Source organism: Pseudoalteromonas sp. JSTW (assembly GCF_013423925.1).
GTDB classification, from domain to species: Bacteria; Pseudomonadota; Gammaproteobacteria; order Enterobacterales; family Alteromonadaceae; genus Pseudoalteromonas; species Pseudoalteromonas lipolytica.
The window spans coordinates 1,085,351-1,104,301 of the sequence record NZ_CP058972.1 but is presented as its reverse complement, the minus strand read 5'-3'; the positions used below and the strand labels follow the sequence as shown (position 1 = coordinate 1,104,301).

16 protein-coding genes and 1 tRNA gene are annotated in these 18,951 nt (G+C 41.8%); 4 read left to right on the top strand and 13 right to left on the bottom strand.

The window, feature by feature from the left end:
- Positions 1 to 134: 134 nt before the first annotated feature.
- The 11 genes from GZH31_RS05100 to GZH31_RS05050 all read right to left on the bottom strand — a co-directional run bounded on the left by GZH31_RS05100 (position 135) and on the right by GZH31_RS05050 (position 13,104).
- Positions 135 to 1,289 carry a hypothetical protein gene (locus tag GZH31_RS05100; protein ID WP_075593894.1) on the bottom strand — a complete coding sequence of 385 codons (1,155 nt, stop codon included), beginning with the start codon at positions 1,287 to 1,289 and terminating at the stop codon, positions 135 to 137.
- Positions 1,290 to 1,320: 31 nt separating this feature from the next.
- Complete coding sequence (gene nlpI / locus GZH31_RS05095) at positions 1,321 to 2,199, bottom strand: lipoprotein NlpI (protein WP_036969883.1); 879 nt, start codon at positions 2,197 to 2,199, stop codon at positions 1,321 to 1,323.
- Positions 2,200 to 2,324: 125 nt separating this feature from the next.
- A complete protein-coding gene (gene pnp, locus GZH31_RS05090; RefSeq protein WP_036969884.1) occupies positions 2,325 to 4,457 on the bottom strand; it encodes a polyribonucleotide nucleotidyltransferase in 2,133 nt (710 codons plus the stop codon).
- A 258-nt stretch (positions 4,458 to 4,715) separates the two neighbouring features.
- On the bottom strand, positions 4,716 to 4,985 hold the full coding sequence (gene rpsO, locus GZH31_RS05085; RefSeq protein WP_036969894.1) for a 30S ribosomal protein S15: 270 nt from the start codon (positions 4,983 to 4,985) through the stop codon (positions 4,716 to 4,718).
- Positions 4,986 to 5,093: 108 nt separating this feature from the next.
- Positions 5,094 to 6,038, bottom strand: coding sequence for a tRNA pseudouridine(55) synthase TruB (gene truB / locus GZH31_RS05080; protein ID WP_075593893.1), 945 nt, complete (start codon positions 6,036 to 6,038; stop codon positions 5,094 to 5,096).
- The gene (rbfA, locus tag GZH31_RS05075) at positions 6,038 to 6,442 is read right to left on the bottom strand and encodes a 30S ribosome-binding factor RbfA (RefSeq protein ID WP_036969898.1); all 405 of its coding nucleotides are present in this window, start codon (positions 6,440 to 6,442) and stop codon (positions 6,038 to 6,040) included. Before rbfA ends, truB begins: the two co-directional genes overlap by 1 nt.
- Before the next feature lie 110 nt (positions 6,443 to 6,552).
- Positions 6,553 to 9,210 carry a translation initiation factor IF-2 gene (infB, locus tag GZH31_RS05070; protein ID WP_065978793.1) on the bottom strand — a complete coding sequence of 886 codons (2,658 nt, stop codon included), beginning with the start codon at positions 9,208 to 9,210 and terminating at the stop codon, positions 6,553 to 6,555.
- 25 nt (positions 9,211 to 9,235) lie between these two features.
- Positions 9,236 to 10,735, bottom strand: coding sequence for a transcription termination factor NusA (nusA, locus tag GZH31_RS05065; RefSeq protein WP_065978792.1), 1,500 nt, complete (start codon positions 10,733 to 10,735; stop codon positions 9,236 to 9,238).
- Positions 10,736 to 10,773: 38 nt separating this feature from the next.
- The gene (gene rimP, locus GZH31_RS05060; RefSeq protein ID WP_036969905.1) at positions 10,774 to 11,229 is read right to left on the bottom strand and encodes a ribosome maturation factor RimP; all 456 of its coding nucleotides are present in this window, start codon (positions 11,227 to 11,229) and stop codon (positions 10,774 to 10,776) included.
- A 293-nt stretch (positions 11,230 to 11,522) separates the two neighbouring features.
- Positions 11,523 to 11,599, bottom strand: a tRNA-Met gene (locus GZH31_RS05055).
- A gap of 725 nt (positions 11,600 to 12,324) precedes the next feature.
- Positions 12,325 to 13,104: a DUF4124 domain-containing protein gene (locus GZH31_RS05050; protein ID WP_075593892.1), complete on the bottom strand. Its 780-nt coding sequence runs from the start codon at positions 13,102 to 13,104 to the stop codon at positions 12,325 to 12,327.
- Positions 13,105 to 13,214: 110 nt separating this feature from the next.
- Here GZH31_RS05050 and GZH31_RS05045 point away from each other — a divergent pair, with 110 nt between their 5' ends.
- Entirely contained in the window at positions 13,215 to 14,774 is a 1,560-nt protein-coding gene (locus GZH31_RS05045; protein WP_075593891.1) for a cryptochrome/photolyase family protein, read from the top strand.
- A gap of 72 nt (positions 14,775 to 14,846) precedes the next feature.
- On the opposite strand, the gene GZH31_RS05040 is transcribed toward GZH31_RS05045, so the two are convergent.
- A complete protein-coding gene (locus tag GZH31_RS05040; protein ID WP_036971655.1) occupies positions 14,847 to 15,293 on the bottom strand; it encodes an Hsp20 family protein in 447 nt (148 codons plus the stop codon).
- A 268-nt stretch (positions 15,294 to 15,561) separates the two neighbouring features.
- On the opposite strand from GZH31_RS05040, the gene GZH31_RS05035 reads away from it, so the two are divergent.
- From GZH31_RS05035 to GZH31_RS05025, 3 genes are all read left to right on the top strand, one after another.
- A complete protein-coding gene (locus tag GZH31_RS05035) occupies positions 15,562 to 16,080 on the top strand; it encodes a TlpA disulfide reductase family protein (protein ID WP_065978789.1) in 519 nt (172 codons plus the stop codon).
- 117 nt (positions 16,081 to 16,197) lie between these two features.
- Complete coding sequence (locus GZH31_RS05030; RefSeq protein WP_036969909.1) at positions 16,198 to 16,461, top strand: GrxA family glutaredoxin; 264 nt, start codon at positions 16,198 to 16,200, stop codon at positions 16,459 to 16,461.
- 147 nt (positions 16,462 to 16,608) lie between these two features.
- Positions 16,609 to 18,438 carry a DEAD/DEAH box helicase gene (locus GZH31_RS05025; RefSeq protein WP_036969910.1) on the top strand — a complete coding sequence of 610 codons (1,830 nt, stop codon included), beginning with the start codon at positions 16,609 to 16,611 and terminating at the stop codon, positions 18,436 to 18,438.
- A 126-nt stretch (positions 18,439 to 18,564) separates the two neighbouring features.
- On the opposite strand, the gene GZH31_RS05020 is transcribed toward GZH31_RS05025, so the two are convergent.
- Positions 18,565 to 18,894, bottom strand: coding sequence for a hypothetical protein (locus tag GZH31_RS05020; RefSeq protein WP_180311444.1), 330 nt, complete (start codon positions 18,892 to 18,894; stop codon positions 18,565 to 18,567).
- Positions 18,895 to 18,951 lie beyond the last annotated feature (57 nt).

Genomic DNA, 18,951 nt, shown 5'->3' with positions numbered 1-18,951 from the left:
GTTAAAAGTTGGCTTCAAAAAAAGCTTACAGTGCGTATAGTTATACTGATCAGGTGCTATTTTGTCTATAGGAGAGCAGCCTATTTGCACATTTTTTAACCGCTTTGTGTGTTAAAATAGCAATAATTCTACGATTAGTCAGAAAATTTATCCAAGCTTGAAGTTGTTGTTATCGTTGGCTTTACACCTAAAAACGTGAAGTAATCAATAAACCTTATCGGCTTTGTTAAGGGCTGGTTAATTTGTTTTTGCCAAAGTTGTCTGTATTGCTGTGATAACGCCATTGTTTGGTATTGCATAATTGACCAATTAGGACTGGGTTTATACGCCATTGAATTCTTGCATGCGCGGCTCTTCTGCCAACCACTTGGTGGCAATACATCATTGGCAATGAATAAATTAGGCGCCACTTTACCCTGCTGTTTACACAACCACTGCTGTTTTTTCTCTGGAAGTGGGTATTCATCCTCAAAACCATTAAAGTGCATTAGCTCATGCAAAAACACTTGATAGCTCTGTTGAGAATTAATATGCATAATCCCCCCAACCACATTTGCCGCGCCCGACTCTGACATCATTACGATAAAGTCAAAGCCTGCAGGCCAATTGTATGCAACAGCGTTTTCCCAATTACACTGAACTGCCATATCATGATTACGGCAAGAAAACTGATCGCCAACGTAGACAATTTCACTAAAGCAAAAACTATTCTTCTCTGGCTCTGGTTTAGCTTGGTAAAAACGTTTAAATGATTTCAGTGCATTAATTCCTGCATGATGATCAGTCAACATCAACACATTAAATTTACACTGTGGCATGACACTCACTGTGTGTAATGACAATGAAAAATTGTGACGTTTTGCAAAATCGGCCTTTATATACTCTGCATCCGAGCGCTGGCGTAACAACCAAGCTTGCCTCGCATCGCCTTGTGGCAAACGATTCGTTTGCCACAACCATTCAATTGACTGCCACTGCTGCTGAGCAATCAAGTTGTCTGCTAAGGCTTGTTGCTGGTCCACAGCATAATTATCAAACTCGGATTGCCACCACAGCTTAGCTGCCGCAGGGTTACCTTGTTGTAGAAAGCGTAATGCGAGTTGGTAATGAGCATCTAACTCACCTAGTTCAGCGAGTTGCCGTAATTGAACATTATCAACAAGGGTAAGGTTTGAACTCACAACAGTGGGAGCCAAATAGAAAATGGCCACAGCACGTGTTGGGGTTTTATTAAAATAATAAAGATACGAAGGCGTGAAGTCAGATACCGAGCTTGAGAGAGTGCTCAAGCTCAGTAATAACCCGCCTATCAGGTAAACATTAGCTCGCGTCTTCACCAGCCATTAACTCAAGCTCTAGACGCGCATATTTATATTCAACAAACTCATGCACATTTGTTGCAAGAGCAAGCCTAAAATAATCAGCCGCAATGTAATCATTACCTGCTGCTTGATGTAATTTAGCTAGATAGAAATACGCCTCGCATAAACGATGCGCATACTCTTGCTCAGAAGTAACCCCTTCAATAATACCTGATAAGAATTCAAACTCACTGATTTCGCCTAAATACAATGCAAGTAATTGATAACCCCATTGGGATTCGTCAACCCCTTGTGAATTGGCTTTTAAATCAATCAGCGCTTGCTGCTTGTCAGCGTCTGCTTGTGCTAGGTAAAGCCATAAAACACGATAAGGGTCACTGGGTGAGCGGTCTAAAAACTGCTGTAAGTCGTCTTGCGCTAATAATGGACGATTTCCATAATACAACGCTATCCCGCGGTTTAAATAAGCATATTCATGCTGTTCATTGAGTTCCAGCGCCGAGTCAAAAAGCTCATACGCCTGCTCATACTGTTGCATAAGCGTGTGATGAATACCTAAAAAGTTATACACTTCTGCTAAATCAGGCTTTAGTTTAATGGCCCGATTAAAGTCTATACGCGCTAATGTCGACATGCCCAAACTGTCAAATAACACACCGCGATCATAATAAAGTTTTGCTTGTTGTTCTGCACTTAAATCGGTGCGATTAAGCAGCTCTGAATAACGGGCTATGGTAATTTCATTTCGAAAATCAGACGCTAATGGTGCGGTGAACGGCACATTAACAATAGGGACTGACTCAGGCTGAGAAGTTGTTTGACATGCACTTAAAGAAAAAATAGCCACAGCTGTCAATGCTAAGTGTTTAAAAATCATTAAAGTCCTTAATACCTGAATTCTCTGTAGACAAAGTTGAAGCGATTGAGTTTCATTAAAGCATAAAAAAAGGGGCTAAACAGCCCCTTTTTCTTGTATCCAGTAAATTACTGGAAAATCAAACCTTATTCAGCGTCTTTAGGCGCTTCTGCTGTTTCTTCAGCAGCCGGTGCCATCGCTTCTTTGATACTTAAACGTACGCGACCTTGGCGGTCAACCTCAAGTACTTTTACTTGTACTTCTTGGCCTTCGCTTAAGTGATCAGTAACGTTGTTTACGCGCTCAGTGCTGATTTGAGAAATATGCACTAGGCCATCTTTACCCGGAAGGATATTAACGAATGCACCAAAATCAACGATACGAACAACTTTACCTGTGTAGATTGTGCCTACTTCAAGTTCTGCTGTTAATTGCTCAATGCGCTTGATTGCATTATTTGCGCTAATGCCGTCAGTTGCTGCAATTTTGATTGTACCATCGTCTTCGATTTCAATCGTTGTGCCTGTTTCTTCAGTAAGTTGACGAATCGTTGCGCCACCTTTACCAATTACTTCAGCAATTTTCTTCGCCGGAATTTGCATCGTGTAGATACGTGGAGCGAACTGAGATAACTCTTCAGAAGGAGCAGAAATCGCTTCGTCCATTACACCTAAGATGTGTAAACGTGCAGCTTTTGCTTGTTTAAGCGCGATTTGCATGATTTCTTGTGTGATACCTTCGATTTTGATATCCATTTGAAGTGCAGTGATACCGTCTGAAGTACCCGCAACTTTAAAGTCCATGTCACCTAAGTGATCTTCATCACCTAAGATGTCAGAAAGAACAACAAAGTTTTCTTCTTCTTTAACAAGACCCATCGCAATACCTGCAACAGAGGCTTTAATAGGCACACCCGCGTTCATTAACGCAAGAGAAGTACCACATACAGACGCCATTGAAGATGAACCGTTAGACTCGGTGATCTCAGATACAACACGGATTGAGTAAGGGAACTCAGTTAGTGTTGGCATTACAGCTTGGATACCACGCTTAGCTAAGTTACCGTGGCCGATTTCACGACGCTTAGGTGAACCAACAAAACCTGTTTCACCTACGCAGAACGGAGGGAAATTGTAGTTAAGCATGAAGTGGTTTTTGTGCGTGCCCGTTAAATCATCAATTAACTGTGAATCACGTTCTGTACCAAGCGTTGCAGTAACAAGTGCTTGTGTTTCACCACGTGTGAAGATAGCAGAACCGTGAGTACGCGGTAATACACCCGTCATTACGTCTAGTGCACGGATCATATCTGGTTCACGACCATCGATACGTTTTTCACCGGCAGTGATACGGCCACGAACAATTTTCTTCTCTAAAGAACCAAATACTTTACTTACTTCTTGAGTATCAAGTGTTTCGTCTTCAGCAAGCTCAGCAGAAAGCGCTTCAATAACAGCGTCTTTAGCTGCGCCTAACGCTTCTTTACGCGCTACTTTGTCAGTGATGCGGTATGCTTCACCCACTTTATCAGCAGCAAGTTCAGCTACTTTCTCTTCAAGTGCAACGTTCTTTTCTGGTGCAGTCCAATCCCATGTAGGCTTGCCCGCTTCTGCTTTGAACTCATTGATTGCGTTGATGATAGCCTGAGATTGCTCATGACCATATACAACAGCGCCTAACATAACATCTTCAGATAGCACGTTCGCTTCAGACTCAACCATTAATACCGCGTTGTCTGTGCCCGCAACCACTAAATCAAGTTGGCTTTCTTCAAGTTCTTTTAACGTTGGGTTTAGAACGTATTCGCCGTTGATGAAACCAACACGTGATGCACCGATAGGACCATTAAATGGAATACCAGAAATTGCAAGCGCTGCTGATGTACCAATCATTGCAACCATATCAGGTTGGATTTCAGGGTTTACAGAAACAACTGTCGCGATAACTTGTACTTCATTTACGAAGCCATTCGGGAAAAGTGGACGAATTGGACGGTCAATTAAACGTGCAATAAGTGTTTCGCCATCGTTAGGGCGACCTTCACGCTTAAGGAAACCACCTGGGATACGACCCGCTGCGTACATACGCTCTTGGTAGTTAACTGTTAGTGGGAAAAAGTCTTGGCCTGGTTGTGCATCACGCTTACCAACAACAGTAACAAGTACTGAAGTGTCGCCAATGCTTGCAAGTACAGCGCCGTCAGCTTGACGAGCGATAGCACCTGTTTCTAGTGTCACAGTGTGTTGACCTAGTTGAAATTCTTTAATAATTGCTTGCACTTAAAAATGTCCTTTAAATGTAGAAGCAACTCAGAAAAATTAGCCCGTAGGCTGCATCTCTGAATTGGTAAAAATAGTCCATCAAAGTACCAATTACAGTACTTAATTAACCTTAAGTAAAATCAATTAAGTACTACAATTGGCAATGATGATTTTTCAAACACTTAGCAACCTGTGCTACTAAGTTGTGCGCTAGTATACCTTTCATACGCGCACAAAAAAAGGGGCTATATAGCCCCTTTTCTCGTAATCTAGTTCTTAGCGACGTAGGCCAAGCTCTTGGATTAACGCAGTGTAACGTGCAATGTCTTTACCTTTAAGGTAATCAAGCAGTTTACGGCGTTGGCTTACTTTGCGAAGAAGACCACGACGTGAGTGGAAATCGTGCTTGTGATCAGCAAAGTGACCTTGAAGCTTGTTGATATCGAACGTTAGAAGTGCAACTTGTACTTCAGGTGAACCAGTGTCGCCTTCAGCGCGTGCAAATTTAGCAATGATTTCAACTTTTTCTTGATTGCTTAGTGACATAGTAACTCCAAAAATTAATTTAAATTGTGTCTTAGCCGATCACTAATTCAGCCAAAACGATTGAGCGGGCGTATTCTACCAGCTTTAGCAATAACTACAAGGTAATCTTTACTCAGGCAGTTGATTCGATAAACCACGCTTTGATTTTAGGTGACCGTCTTTATGACGCTCGCCTGTGCCAATGAATATACCATCAGCCATTACTTTCACCACACCATCAGGCACGGGCTTACCAATCACCACGGTTTGACCATGGCTAAATGCCATACCTTGTTCTTTACTAATTTCAATCACAGGTAAGTCAACCAACGCGGTATCCATGGGTAACAAAAGCGCATCTAAATAAGTAGACGGTGCAACGTCATCGGCTTTAGCTTGTTGCAATTTTTCTTCAAGTTGCTCAAGCGTCACCATTTTATCACTCGGATAATGACCAACAGCACTTCGGTGCAACATAATAACGTGTGCGCCACACCCTAACTTTTCACCAAGGTCATCCACAATAGTGCGAATATACGTCCCTTTCGATACATGGGCGGTCATTTGCACTTCGTTATTTGCTTCATCAAACTCATCAAGCGTTAAACTAAACACATTAATTTTTCGGCATTTACGCGGTACCTCAATGCCCTCGCGTGCATATTTATATAAAGGCTGGCCTTGATATTTTAATGCTGAGTACATTGATGGGTATTGGTCCGACTCACCTAAAAAACTTGCGATCTTTTGCTCGAGTTGAGCACGAGTTACCGCTACTGGACGCGTTTCAACAACTTCGCCATCCGAATCTGAGGTGGTTGTACGTTCCCCAAGTTTAGCGCGTACGACATACGTTTTGTCCGTGTCTAACAAAAACTGGGTAAACTTAGTTGCTTCACCAAAACAAATCGGCAGCATGCCTGTTGCAAGCGGATCGAGCGCGCCGGTGTGCCCGGCCTTCTGTGCAAAGTAAATGCCCTTTGCTTGCTGCAATGCTTTATTAGACGAGATACCTTTCGGCTTGTTAAGTAATAAAATGCCGTCAATTGCACGGCCTTTACTGCGTCTAGCCATTAGTCTTTAGTGCCTTCTTCGCTATCATCTTCGTTGACATGCTTTGCATTATCTTCACGAATAACCGAGTCCACTAAATTTGAAATACGCATACCTTCCATCAGTGAGTTATCAATGACAAAACGTAACTCTGGCATAATGCGCGCACGAATGCGTTTACCTAATAAAGAACGAATATAACCCGTTGCTTCATTCAGGATTTTAGCGCTCTGCTTGGCTTTATCTTCATCATCAGTATTGAATACTGTAATAAATACTTTTGCGTACGAAAGATCGCGAGATACCTCAACTGCAGACACCGTTACCATACCTAAGCGCGGGTCTTTAATTTCGCGTTGAAGAATAACAGCAATCTCTTTTTGAATTTGCTGTGCAACACGATCAGTGCGAGAAAATTCTCTCATTATACTTCACTCTAAAATTATAACTTATTGATGTATATAAATAAGTTAATTTAATTACGAATACACAAATGGGGGCTTAGCCCCCATTTATAATAGTGACTTAGACGAAATTAAAGTGAACGTTGTACTTCAACCGTCTCGAACACCTCGATTTGGTCGCCAACTTTAACATCGTTATAGTTCTTAACGCCGATACCACATTCCATACCGTTACGAACTTCAGCTACGTCATCTTTAAAGCGACGTAATGATTCAAGCTCACCTTCATAGATAACCACGTTATCACGAAGTACACGGATAGGTGCGCTACGCTTAACGATACCTTCGGTCACCATACAACCTGCGATAGCACCAATCTTAGGTGACTTAAACACGTCACGAACTTCAGCAAGACCAATGATCTCTTGCTTAAATTCTGGTGCAAGCATACCAGACATGGCTTGTTTAACTTCTTCGATCAGGCTGTAGATTACGCTGTAGTAACGTAGGTCTAGGTTTTCTGATTCAATCACTTTACGTGCTGATGCATCGGCACGAACGTTAAAGCCTACAACGATTGCATTAGAGGCTGCTGCAAGTGTTGCGTCAGTTTCGGTGATACCACCTACGCCTGAACCAACAATCTTCACTTTAACTTCATCAGTAGATAGTTTAGTTAATGAATCAGCAATTGCTTCAATTGAACCTTGTACGTCCGCTTTAAGTACCACGTTAACTTCAGAAACATCGCCTTCAGTCATGTTAGTAAACATGTTTTCAAGCTTCGCTTTTTGTTGACGCGCTAGTTTCACTTCACGGAACTTACCTTGACGATATAAAGCAACTTCACGGGCTTTACGCTCGTCTTTAACCACCGTTGCTTCATCACCTGCAGCAGGGATACCAGAAAGACCTAGAATCTCTACAGGAATAGATGGGCCAGCAGACTTAATGTCTTTACCGTTCTCATCTTTCATTGCACGTACACGGCCGTATTCAAGGCCACATAGTACGATATCGCCTTGGTTAAGCGTACCAGACTGAACTAAGATAGATGCAACTGGACCACGGCCTTTATCTAAGCGTGATTCGATTACAACACCCGCAGCCATCCCTTCTGATGGTGCAGTTAGTTCTAAGATCTCAGCTTGCATTAATACCGCTTCAAGTAAGTCATCAATGCCTAAACCTGTTTTTGCAGAGATATGGACGAATTGCGTGTCGCCACCCCACTCTTCAGGAATAACGTCTAGCTGTGCTAATTCGTTTTTAACGCGATCTGGATCTGCGCCTTCTTTGTCCATTTTGTTTACAGCAATGATTAGAGGCACACCAGCTGCACGCGCATGCTGAACCGCTTCTTTAGTTTGTGGCATTACACCATCATCTGCTGCAACAACAAGGATTACGATATCAGTGGCTTTTGCACCACGAGCACGCATTGAGGTAAATGCGGCGTGACCTGGTGTGTCTAAGAACGTGATCATGTTGCCATTTGTTTCAACATGATAAGCACCAATGTGCTGAGTGATACCACCCGCTTCACCTGATGCCACTTTCGCTGAACGAATGTAGTCAAGTGTTGACGTTTTACCATGGTCAACGTGACCCATTACTGTCACAACCGGCGCACGAGGAAGCGCTTTGCCTTCTTCGTTACGGTCGTTTAGCACTTTCTCTTCTAATTCATTTTCTTTAACAATGATAACCTTATGTCCCATTTCTTCAGCAACAAGCTGTGCTGTTTCTTGGTCGATCACTTGGTTGATGGTAACCATGTCACCCATTTTCATCATTGTTTTAACAACTTCGGCACCTTTAACAGCCATACGCGATGCAAGTTCAGCAACAGTGATAGTTTCACTGATACGAACTTCATTTTTAACGTCTGCGGTTGGTTTTTGGAAACCATGCTGTAACGATGTAGGCGCTTTAAGCTTGCCTTTTTTACCTTTAGGTGCAACAAATTTTTCTTTTGCTGGACCTTTTTTCTTTTTCTTAGCACGGCGAGCAGTTTGCTCTTCACGAGCATCAGACTCATCTTCTGCTTCACGTGCATAAGTTGAAGTCGTAAGGTGGTGATCAGCGCTTTCTTCACGCTGCTTACGCTCTTCTTCTTCTTTCTTCCAGCGAGCTTCATTTTCTTCAGCTAGCTTTCTTGCCTCTTCTGCTTGACGTTTCGCTTCTTCTTCAGCTTTTCTCAATGCGGCCTCTTCTGCTTCTTTTTGCAGACGCTCAGCTTCGGCGCGATCTTTTTCAGACTTAGCACTTTGTTCTGGGGTCATCTGCTTCTGTTTCGCTTTACGCTCAGCTTCAGCTTTGCGTTTAGCCTCTTCTTTGGCTTTACGCTCAGCTTCTTCTTTCGCTTTACGTTCTGCCTCTTGTTTCGCTTTTAGCTCCTCAGCTTCTTGCTGGGCTTTAAGCTCTGCTGCTTTACGTGCAGCTTCTTCTGCAGCTAAACGCTCTTCTTCTTGCTGTTGCTCAATGGCGCTTTTCTTAACATAAGTACGTGTTTTACGTACTTCTACTTGTACAGACTTTGCTTTACCTGTAGAGCCAGTCACACTCAGTGTGCTCTTGCTTTTACGTTGCAAAGTCATGCGAGCAGGGCCTTCCGAGCCCGTGCCGCCATGCTGCTTGCTAAGGTGGTCAAGTAACGTTGACTTTTCAGCCTCGCTCACCATATCACCTGCTTTTTTAGAAATACCGGCTTGCTCAAGCTGCTGTAGTAACTTATCAACAGTTGTACCAATATCTCCGGCTAGTTTTTCAACATTTACTTCTGCCATAGTGTGTAATACCTCCGTTAATAAATTACTCGTCTGCGAACCAACAAATGTTACGCGCAGCCATAATTAGTTTGCCAGCTTCTTCTTCTGAAAGCTCAGTGATATCAACTAACTCGTCGATACCTTGCTCGGCTAAATCTTCTAATGTTATAACACCTTTACTTGCCATAACGAATGCAAGGTGACGCTCTAAACCTTCAAGGGCTAATAAGTCCTCTGCAGGTTCTGCACCTTCTAGGCTTTCTTCAGTTTTAAGTGCTTTGGTTGTCAGTGCGTCTTTCGCACGTGAACGTAAAACATCAACTGTTTCTTCGTCTAAGCCATCAATTTCTAAAAACTCTGATGCTGGTACGTAAGCAACTTCTTCAAGGGTTGAGAAACCTTCGTTGATTAGTAATGTTGCAAACTCATCATCGATATCTAGGTACTCAGTAAATAAGTTGATTAACTTGTCTGACTCAGCTTCATTTTTCGCACGCATTTCATCAACCGTCATTACGTTTAATTCCCAGCCAGTTAACTGGCTAGCAAGACGAACGTTTTGACCATTTCGACCAATTGCTTGCGCTAGGTTATCAGCTTCAACAGCGATATCCATTGAGTGCGTGTCTTCGTCCATCACGATAGATGCTACCTCAGCAGGTGCCATCGCGTTAATAACGAATTGCGCTGGGTTATCATCGTAAAGTACGATATCAACACGCTCGCCACCAAGTTCAGTAGACACCGCTTGAACACGCGCACCACGCATACCTACACAGGCACCTACTGGGTCAATACGTTTGTCATTTGACTTAACAGCGATTTTCGCACGTGAACCTGGATCACGCGCTGCTGCACGTAATTCAATCATTTCTTCGCCAATTTCTGGCACCTCAATGCGGAATAGCTCCATGAGCATTTCAGGCTTAGAACGCGTTACGAATAACTGTGCGCCACGCGCTTCAGGTTTAACTTCGTAAAGAAGACCACGAATACGGTCGCCCGGACGGAAGTTTTCACGCGGTAGCATGTCGTCACGGTAAATAACCGCTTCTGCATTGTTACCAAGGTCAAGTACGATAGCATCACGCGTTGCTTTTTTAACAACACCCGTTACTAACTCACCTTGTTGGTCTTTGTATTCTTCAACAACAAGTGCACGCTCAGCTTCACGTACTTTTTGTACGATAACTTGCTTAGCCATTTGTGTTGTAATACGGTCAAACTTAATTGACTCAATTTGTTCTTCTACGTAATCACCCATTTGCAATTCAGGGTCTTCAACTTGTGCCGCTTCAAGCGTGATTTCGCTATACGGGTGCTCAAGTGAACCATCTTCTTGCACAGGAGCGATTTTCCAGCGACGGAATGTATCGTAATTACCTGTTTTACGGTCAATTGATACGCGAACGTCAATTTCACCATCGTGTTTTTTCTTTGTTGCAGTCGCTAATGCGAACTCTAACGCTTCAAAAATCTTTTCTTTTGGAACCGCTTTCTCATTGGAGACGGCTTCAGCAACCAATAATATTTCTTTTGCCATGGGTTATGCCTCGCTTGCCCTATTCCTTCGCACTCGAATTAAAACTTTGCGATGATGTTCGCACGTTCAATGTTACTTAGCATAATCATATGCTCAGTCCCATCTGCTGAAAGTGTGATCATATCACTGCTAACTGATACTAAATCGCCTTTAAAATTACGGCGACCATCTTGTGGAAGCTTAGTACGCACGCGTACTTCTTCTCCTTGTGCCTTCTCGTAGTGATCTTGTTTGAATAATGGACGATCAACACCAGGAGACGACACTTCCAAATCGTATTCGTTTGTAATTGGGTCTTCGACATCTAAGATTGCGCTAACTTGACGACTTACGTCGGCACAATTGTCTACCGTGATCCCTGCATCATGATCGATGTAAACACGTAATGTAGAGTGGCGACCAGCTTGCACAAACTCAAGACCATGTAACTCAAAGCCTAACATTTCAACGGCTGGTGAGAGCATGGCTACTAAATCTTGCTCAAGTTTTGTCACGAAAATCCTCCATACAAACAAAAAAAGGGCATATAGCCCTGAAATACTGAGTTTAATAATGATTCATAAAATCATGCTAGATCAGATACAACAACGCCCCGAACCAAGCGGGGCGTCACACCTAAAGCATAAAACTGTGTGGCCTAGGGCCAAGCTTGGTTGCGGTCAATTACCTGACTAAATTAAACTAAATAGCCTAAACGCAAAACGCGCATTACCCAGAATGCGCGACTTCATACAGTAAAAAATTACTGTGCATGTTAAAGACAACTTACGATGTTTTAACATGAATTTGGTTGCGGGAGCCGGATTTGAACCGACGACCTTCGGGTTATGAGCCCGACGAGCTACCAGGCTGCTCCATCCCGCGCCAATGGATATCAAGTAAATTACTTAATATCGTTTGCTTGAGTGGCAAGCACATCAAGTCAATGGCGGCTATTATAAGCATGTAGCGCTCAATTAGCAACCTTCGGGCATGAATTAGTTGGACAATTTTTTACGAAAAAAAATAATGACAACCTTGTCATAAAATTTCCTATTTCCGGAAAAATAGGTCTATAGTTAACACTATAAGAAGAACAAACTATAGTGTTGGCTATTAAGCGATTTTCCTATGAGTCTATCTATTTTTCAAAAAAGGCTTTTACAACAGAATGTTGAACTGCTAAAACCTGATTTCCATCAATTTACGCACACCTTTTACCACAATTTGAGCCAGCGTAATCTAACAATGACGATGCCAAGCGAAGAGAGTGTAAGCAAACGAAGCTATATACTATTTTGTGCGCTTAATAAGGTTGTGTCACACCTTGATGACTTACCTTTGGTGATGCCTTTCATTCAATATATAGCAAACAACCTAAGCTTTTTGAATGTATCAAGTCACGATATAGACCATTTGTGTGACGCATTTTTCGACACGCTGGAGTCCCAGCAAAGAGGCTTAAACAGCCACCTAAAACAAGCGTGGTCACAGGCAATTCGTATATTTTCCAACATTGTTAAAAGCTATTTGTTTGCTTACAGTAATGTGATTTCAATCAATACACGTTGCGCTACTCGACTTAGTTCGTAGTTGAGGGCTGACACTAATTAATGTTGAGTAAGTTCATTATTCAATCTATCGATTTGGCGCTGCTCAACAGCAATGAGAGTATTAAATTTACTGGTCACCGCAGACATTTTGTCTGATAAAGCCTGGTCGCTACTCGCATCGACTAGATTAGTCGGTCTGGTAGAGGCTTGTTGCTCAAGGCGCTTAATCTGTTGATTTAGCTCAACATGATAACGGTCAATTTTGTCTTTGTGCTCTGCGATTTCACGTTTAATCTGTTCACTACGAATAAAATGGTCAATTTCATTCTGTTCTGTATCGTTACTTTGCAAAACTAACTGGCTTTTTTCTGTGCTTAACCTGTCTATATTACGCTGCTCATTGTTGATCAATAAATTATAACGTTCTGAAACGGCAGACATCTGTTTAGCTATGGCGGCTTCTTTTTTTGCTCCGACCAAATTGTGCAGTTGCGCATCGGCTTGACTGCTTAATGCCGCAATTTCATTGTTCATCCGTTCTGAGTAAGAGTCTATTTTATTATTGTGTTCTGCAATTTTGGCGTCTATTTGCTTTAATCGAATATAGTTATCAATCTCTGCTGTTACATCGCTTGATTCAGAAACAGGTTTTGGCGAGCCTAATAATGTGGGGTTTTGCTCTTTAACGGTGATCAACTTTGCATCTTTGCCGCAAGGTTGTTGGCTAAACTCAACAATGCCATTTTTTTCACATTGATAAATTGCCGCGTTGGCCGCCTTGCTCAAAGTGACCCCTAAACAAACCAGTGTAAATAAAGTAAAGAAGCGTGGTTTCATAATATCGTCCCTGTTGTTTATCCTGTGTTTCTGTAAGCATGTTGTGGGCCAACACGATCTAAATTCAGCGGTATTACGTAGTAATTTAAATCAATTATCATGGGTTTACTATTGTGCATTACTCTACTTTGCGATTTATTTTTGGCGATCAACTCAATGCTAGCCACAGCTGGTATAAAGATGAAGATCAGCACACCACTCTTTATGTCATCGCTGAGCTAAAACAAGAAACCGATTACGTAAAACATCATACACAAAAAATTGCCGCCTTTTTCTTAGCAATGGAACACTTTGCAAAGGCGCTCAAAAGCGCGGGGTTTAATGTGCTACATCTTACCTTAGATGACACAAAAGATGACGAATCATTACCCGCCCTTCTTACTCGTTTAGCGAAACACTACCAATGTAAACGCATTGAATACCAGTATCCCGATGAATACCGACTCAAACAGCAATTACAGGCATTCTCAGAAAACAGTGAGTGTGCGATTAACGCATACGACACAGAGCATTTTTTACTTCCCTTTAATGATATATGCCAACACTTTAAAAAAGACAAGCATGTAAAAATGGAATTCTTTTATCGCACAATGCGTAAACGATTCAATATATTAATGGACGAAAACAATGAACCGGTCGGAGGCAAGTGGAACTTTGATCAACAAAATAGAAACAAGTTAAAACAACATGATCTCAACGCAATTCCTGAACCACTGTGCTTTGGGCACGATGTTAAGGACATTCTTTCACGCATAAAAAAACATAACATAACGACATTTGGAGAGTGCAATCATTCGATACTTTGGCCAACAACACGTTATGAAGCAAAGCAGCTTCTTGATTTTTTTTGCGATCATTTGTTAGTTCACTTTGGGCAATTTCAAGATGCGATGACCTGTCAATCTGAGCACCAATGGTCGCTATATCACAGCCGCTTGTCGTTTGCTCTCAACACTAAAATGCTGCACCCAATGCAGGTTATTAAGCGCGTGATTGAGGCTTTTGAAAAACAGCAGCAAAAAATTGATATTGCCCAAGTTGAAGGATTCATTAGACAAATTCTGGGCTGGCGCGAATATGTGCGTGGTATTTACTGGCAAAATATGCCTGACTACGCCAACAAAAATGCCCTTGAAGCAAAGCGTGCCCTGCCCGACTATTTTTGGCACGCAAACACTAAAATGAAATGTATGCACCATGCAATTAAGCAAAGTTTAGACACCGCCTATGCTCATCATATTCAACGTTTGATGATAACGGGTAACTTTTGTTTGCTTACAGCCATAAACCCAAATGAAGTCGATGCTTGGTATTTAGGTATTTACATTGATGCTATCGAATGGGTTGAAATGCCCAACACTCGCGGCATGAGTCAATTTGCAGACGGCGGCTTAATTGCCACTAAACCGTATGCCGCAAGTGGTAATTACATTAATAAAATGAGTGACTATTGTAAGGATTGCCATTACAACGTGAAAGAAAAAGCCACCGATGATGCGTGCCCTTTCAATAGTTTATATTGGAACTTCATGTTAGAGCACGAACAATTGCTTAGCAAAAATCCGCGTATAGGCATGATTTATAACACCTGGTATAAACAAGACGAATCGCAGCAACAAGCCACTCTCAAACGCGCAAAGTGGTGCGTCGATAATTTAGAGAAATTATAAAAAAGGCCGCCTCAAATGAGGCGGCCTACTTCTAACAAATAACAAGGGGAAACAATGCTGATTACAGCTTAATTACTTATTCTCAAGCAATTTACCACTGCCAATTTCAATTTTACGTGGTTTGAGTGCTTCAGGAATTTCACGCTGTAAATCAATGCTTAAAAGTCCATTTTCAAGGTCTGCACCGAGTACTTTAACGTGGTCACCTAGTTGGAACTTACGTTCAAAGTTGCGCTCAGCAATTCCTTGATGGATAAACTTACGCTCTGCATTGTCTTCTTTGTCAGCTTTTGTGCCGCTGACTTTTAATGTATTGTTTTCTGACTCAATGGTCAGTTCACTTTCACTAAAACCGGCAACGGCCATAGTGATACGGTATTTGTCTTTATCTAATGCTTCGATGTTGTATGGAGGAAAACTTGGCTGCTTGTCTGTGCGTGCTGCCGCATCCATTAATGATGCTAAATGATCGAAGCCAATGAATGAACGATAAAGTGGTGATAAGTCTACTGTACGCATAATAATATCCTCATATTTAAGCGATATTTTGTTAGTCCTCTTCTTTTGAACAAGTGCTAACAAAGTTAAATTAATTATATAAATTTCAATTACTTTGGTTTGTTTGGGACCCATCAGGCGTCCTCACTAAACGATTTATGGGCAAGCAAAATCTTTTCAAGATTTTTTACAAAAAAAATTGCAATTTTTTTCTCTTTTTGAAATTTATTGAGGCTTATTCTGGTCTGAATAAGTTGATTTTAAAGGGCTAAGCACGTACAAAATAAAAATGAAAAAAATACCCTCAGTTTTAAAAAAAATAGTCGCTTTGACTAAAAACCTGCTGTTGATGGCTATCATCTTGTATGCCGTTACGCTATTTCGGCAACGAAATTTATTACCAACAGACCACACTCCCGCCCCCTATTTCAATTTAGCGACACTCGACAACCCACAGCAACGCGTCACCATTGCCGATTTAAAAGGCACAAACACAGTGCTGTATTTTTTTGCCCCTTGGTGCAGTATTTGTCGCTACAGTATGCCTAATCTCGAAAAAGCCTATCAACAAGGCGAGCTGAATGCGGTTGCCATTGCCCTTGATTATAAAAATATTGACGAGATAACGCAGTTTACAGATTCACTAGACTTAACGATGCCCGTTTTATTAGGGACACGGTATACAGGACAAGATTACAAAGTCAGTGCCTACCCAACGTATTATGTTATTAATGAGCAACTCGCGATTACAGCTCATTCTATGGGGTATTCCACAGAATTTGGGCTGCGCATACGAACACGAAAGTGACTTAAGAGGCACTCAGAGAAAAAACAGAATAGAGTAATCGATTTTATGCACTGTTTTTATGAATCTAATTCGTTAATATGATAACTAGACCAACACACTTACATCGAGGAGAGCGATATGTTGACTGTAATTTTTGGCCGTGAGGGCTGTCCATACTGTGTACGCGCAAAAGACGTAGCAGAAAAACTAGCGAACGAGCGTGAGGATTTTAAATTTCGCTATATCGATATCATTAAAGAAGGTATCAGCAAAGCAGATTTAGAAAAGTCTGCTGGCAAACCTTGCCCAACCGTTCCACAAATTTTTATTGACCAAACTCACATTGGTGGCTTCACAGAATTCGAAGCATACGCTAAAGAAAATTTAGGGTTATATCAATAAATTGTAAACATGGTTGATTTTGGTAAATTACAACTGATTAAATTATGACCAACATCAACCACATACAAATTAGTTGTAATTTATACAAGCAATTGCATTGTATTTCCTATACAATGCGCGCCTCTTTAAATTCGTTGAGGCGTATTAATGTCAGAACCAGTCACGTTTGAATCTTTAAATCTTTCTCCTGCAATTTTAAAAGCAGTTGAAGAGCTAGGTTACAAGACTCCATCTGAAATCCAAGCTCAATGTATACCGTTATTGCTAGAAAGAAAGGACGTACTGGGACTAGCGCAAACGGGTACAGGTAAAACAGCAGCATTTGCACTGCCATTACTAAATAATATTGACCCGTCTGTGAAACAGCCACAGATCCTTGTTCTAACGCCTACGCGTGAACTTGCGATCCAAGTAGCTGAGGCATTCGAACAATATGCTAAGCATACTCGTGGTGTAGAAGTTTTAGCCCTTTATGGTGGCCAAAGCTACAGCATCCAATTAAGTGCACTTCGTCGTGGCGCGCAAATCATTGTTGCAACGCCAGGCCGCTTAATCGACCACATTAACCGTGGCACAATCAAATTCGAGAGCTTACAAGCCCTTGTTCTTGATGAAGCGGACGAAATGTTACGCATGGGTTTCATTGATGATGTAGAAAGCATCATGGAAAAAACACCGCGTGAAAAGCAAACATGTCTTTTCTCTGCAACCATGCCTAAGCAAATCCAAAATATCAGCAGCAAATACATGAACGAGCCTGAGCAAGTTCATATTTCAGCGCGTAACTCAACAGTATCGACTGTTGAGCAAGTATTTTGGAATGCACACGTACACAAAAACAAAGCGATCGTGCGCTTCTTAGAAGCTGAAGAATACGATGGTGCGATTGTTTTCGTACGTACACGTAATGACACAGTACAATTAGCTGAATTACTTGAGCGCGAAGGTTTCTCTGCCGCACCACTTAATGGTGACATGAACCAACAAGCACGTGAACGCACTGTAGAGCGTTTGAAAAGTGGTTTACTTGATATCGTAATTGCAACCGACGTTGCAGCGCGTGGTCTAGATGTTGACCGTTTAAGCTTGGTAATTAACTACGATATTCCACAAGACTCTGAAGCCTACGTTCACCGTATTGGCCGTACAGGTCGTGCGGGTCGTTCAGGTAAAGCGATTCTTTTCGTAAAACACAACGAGCGTTATTTACTTAAAAATATCATTCGTCATACGAAGTCTGAAATTGCACAAGTAGATTTACCAACAGCGAAAGTTGTTGAAGAAAAACGCATCAAAGCATTGCAAGACAAGTTGACTATTGCACTTGAAAATAAAGACATCACGTTCTTTAACCAAGTAGCGGCCAACATGGCTGAAAAGCTTGAACTAAGCTTCGAAGACTTAGCAGGTGCCTTACTGTGTTTAGCGCAGCAACAATCACCAATCAAGGTTGAAGAAGTTAAAGTTCAACCGCGTGGCGAACGTACAGAACGCGGTGGTGATCGCCGTCGTAACGAACGTGCTGACCGTGGTGATCGCCCTGCTCGCGAACGTAAACCACGTGAGCCGCGTGAACGTAACAGCCGCAGCATGGGCCCTATGGATACATACCGTATCGAAGTAGGTCGTGAGCACGGTGTACAAGTTAAAAATATCGTTGGTGCGATTGCTAACGAAGCAGATATCTCAAGCAAGTTTATTGGTGACATTCGTCTGCACGACAGTCACAGTACGGTACAATTACCGCAAAACATGCCTAAAGATGTGCTTGATCACTTCCAAAAAGTGTTTATTTGTAAACGCCCAATGGGAATGACACTCACCAAAGCTGAAGCCGCTTCTGAGCGCCCAGAGCGCAGCGAACGCCCAGCAGGTGAGCGCAGTGATAAAAAGCGTAGCTTCAAAGACAAAGACCGTGGTGAAAAACGTAGCGGCCCTCGTAAAGAGCGTCGTCCAGTAAGCTTCACAGCAAACTAAGCGTTTAAAGCTAACGACTAAAAAAACCTTGTCATGAGAGTGACAAGGTTTTTTTGTGTCTGAAGTAAAGCTGTCAGCTATCACCATTCAGTTTTTAAAGTCACGGCTTAACTACCTGCCATCAATTCATCTAATTTTCGGTATGGGTAGAATATAAACTTTGCCATACTGCCCTGCATCTGCCACGACGGCTTCAATACCGTTGTCTCGAAATAAGTAAAGCTTCGATATAAACTTGATTGGAATACGTTTTTTAATAAACCAATAATTCCTTCCTTTGAGATAACCATCACCGATTTCAACCGCTGTATATTTAATTAAGATTGATACTAAAAATGCCAAGAAAAGCGAACCTAAAAAAATGCAAAAGAAGAAAAAGGGTAATTGATAAACAGTAATGTGTTCAAATGTGCTCTCAAGACTCATCCCACTTTGGAAGTAGCGGATGATAAACATAAAAATAACAGGTATTAAAATTAAAAAGTCTTAGTAAGTTTTTTCCAAAGCTATTGC

Excerpts from the sequence above, each read along its gene's own strand:
- nusA (WP_065978792.1), bottom strand. The coding sequence starts at position 10,735 with ATGGCAAAAGAAATATTATTGGTTGCTGAAGCCGTCTCCAATGAGAAA.
- GZH31_RS05020 (WP_180311444.1), bottom strand. The coding sequence starts at position 18,894 with ATGTTTATCATCCGCTACTTCCAAAGTGGGATGAGTCTTGAGAGCACA.
- rpsO (WP_036969894.1), bottom strand. The coding sequence starts at position 4,985 with ATGTCACTAAGCAATCAAGAAAAAGTTGAAATCATTGCTAAATTTGCA.
- GZH31_RS05025 (WP_036969910.1), top strand. The coding sequence starts at position 16,609 with ATGTCAGAACCAGTCACGTTTGAATCTTTAAATCTTTCTCCTGCAATT.
- GZH31_RS05050 (WP_075593892.1), bottom strand. The coding sequence starts at position 13,104 with ATGAAACCACGCTTCTTTACTTTATTTACACTGGTTTGTTTAGGGGTC.
- rbfA (WP_036969898.1), bottom strand. The coding sequence starts at position 6,442 with ATGAGAGAATTTTCTCGCACTGATCGTGTTGCACAGCAAATTCAAAAA.
- infB (WP_065978793.1), bottom strand. The coding sequence starts at position 9,210 with ATGGCAGAAGTAAATGTTGAAAAACTAGCCGGAGATATTGGTACAACT.
- GZH31_RS05030 (WP_036969909.1), top strand. The coding sequence starts at position 16,198 with ATGTTGACTGTAATTTTTGGCCGTGAGGGCTGTCCATACTGTGTACGC.
- GZH31_RS05035 (WP_065978789.1), top strand. The coding sequence starts at position 15,562 with ATGAAAAAAATACCCTCAGTTTTAAAAAAAATAGTCGCTTTGACTAAA.
- GZH31_RS05040 (WP_036971655.1), bottom strand. The coding sequence starts at position 15,293 with ATGCGTACAGTAGACTTATCACCACTTTATCGTTCATTCATTGGCTTC.
- truB (WP_075593893.1), bottom strand. The coding sequence starts at position 6,038 with ATGGCTAGACGCAGTAAAGGCCGTGCAATTGACGGCATTTTATTACTT.
- nlpI (WP_036969883.1), bottom strand. The coding sequence starts at position 2,199 with ATGATTTTTAAACACTTAGCATTGACAGCTGTGGCTATTTTTTCTTTA.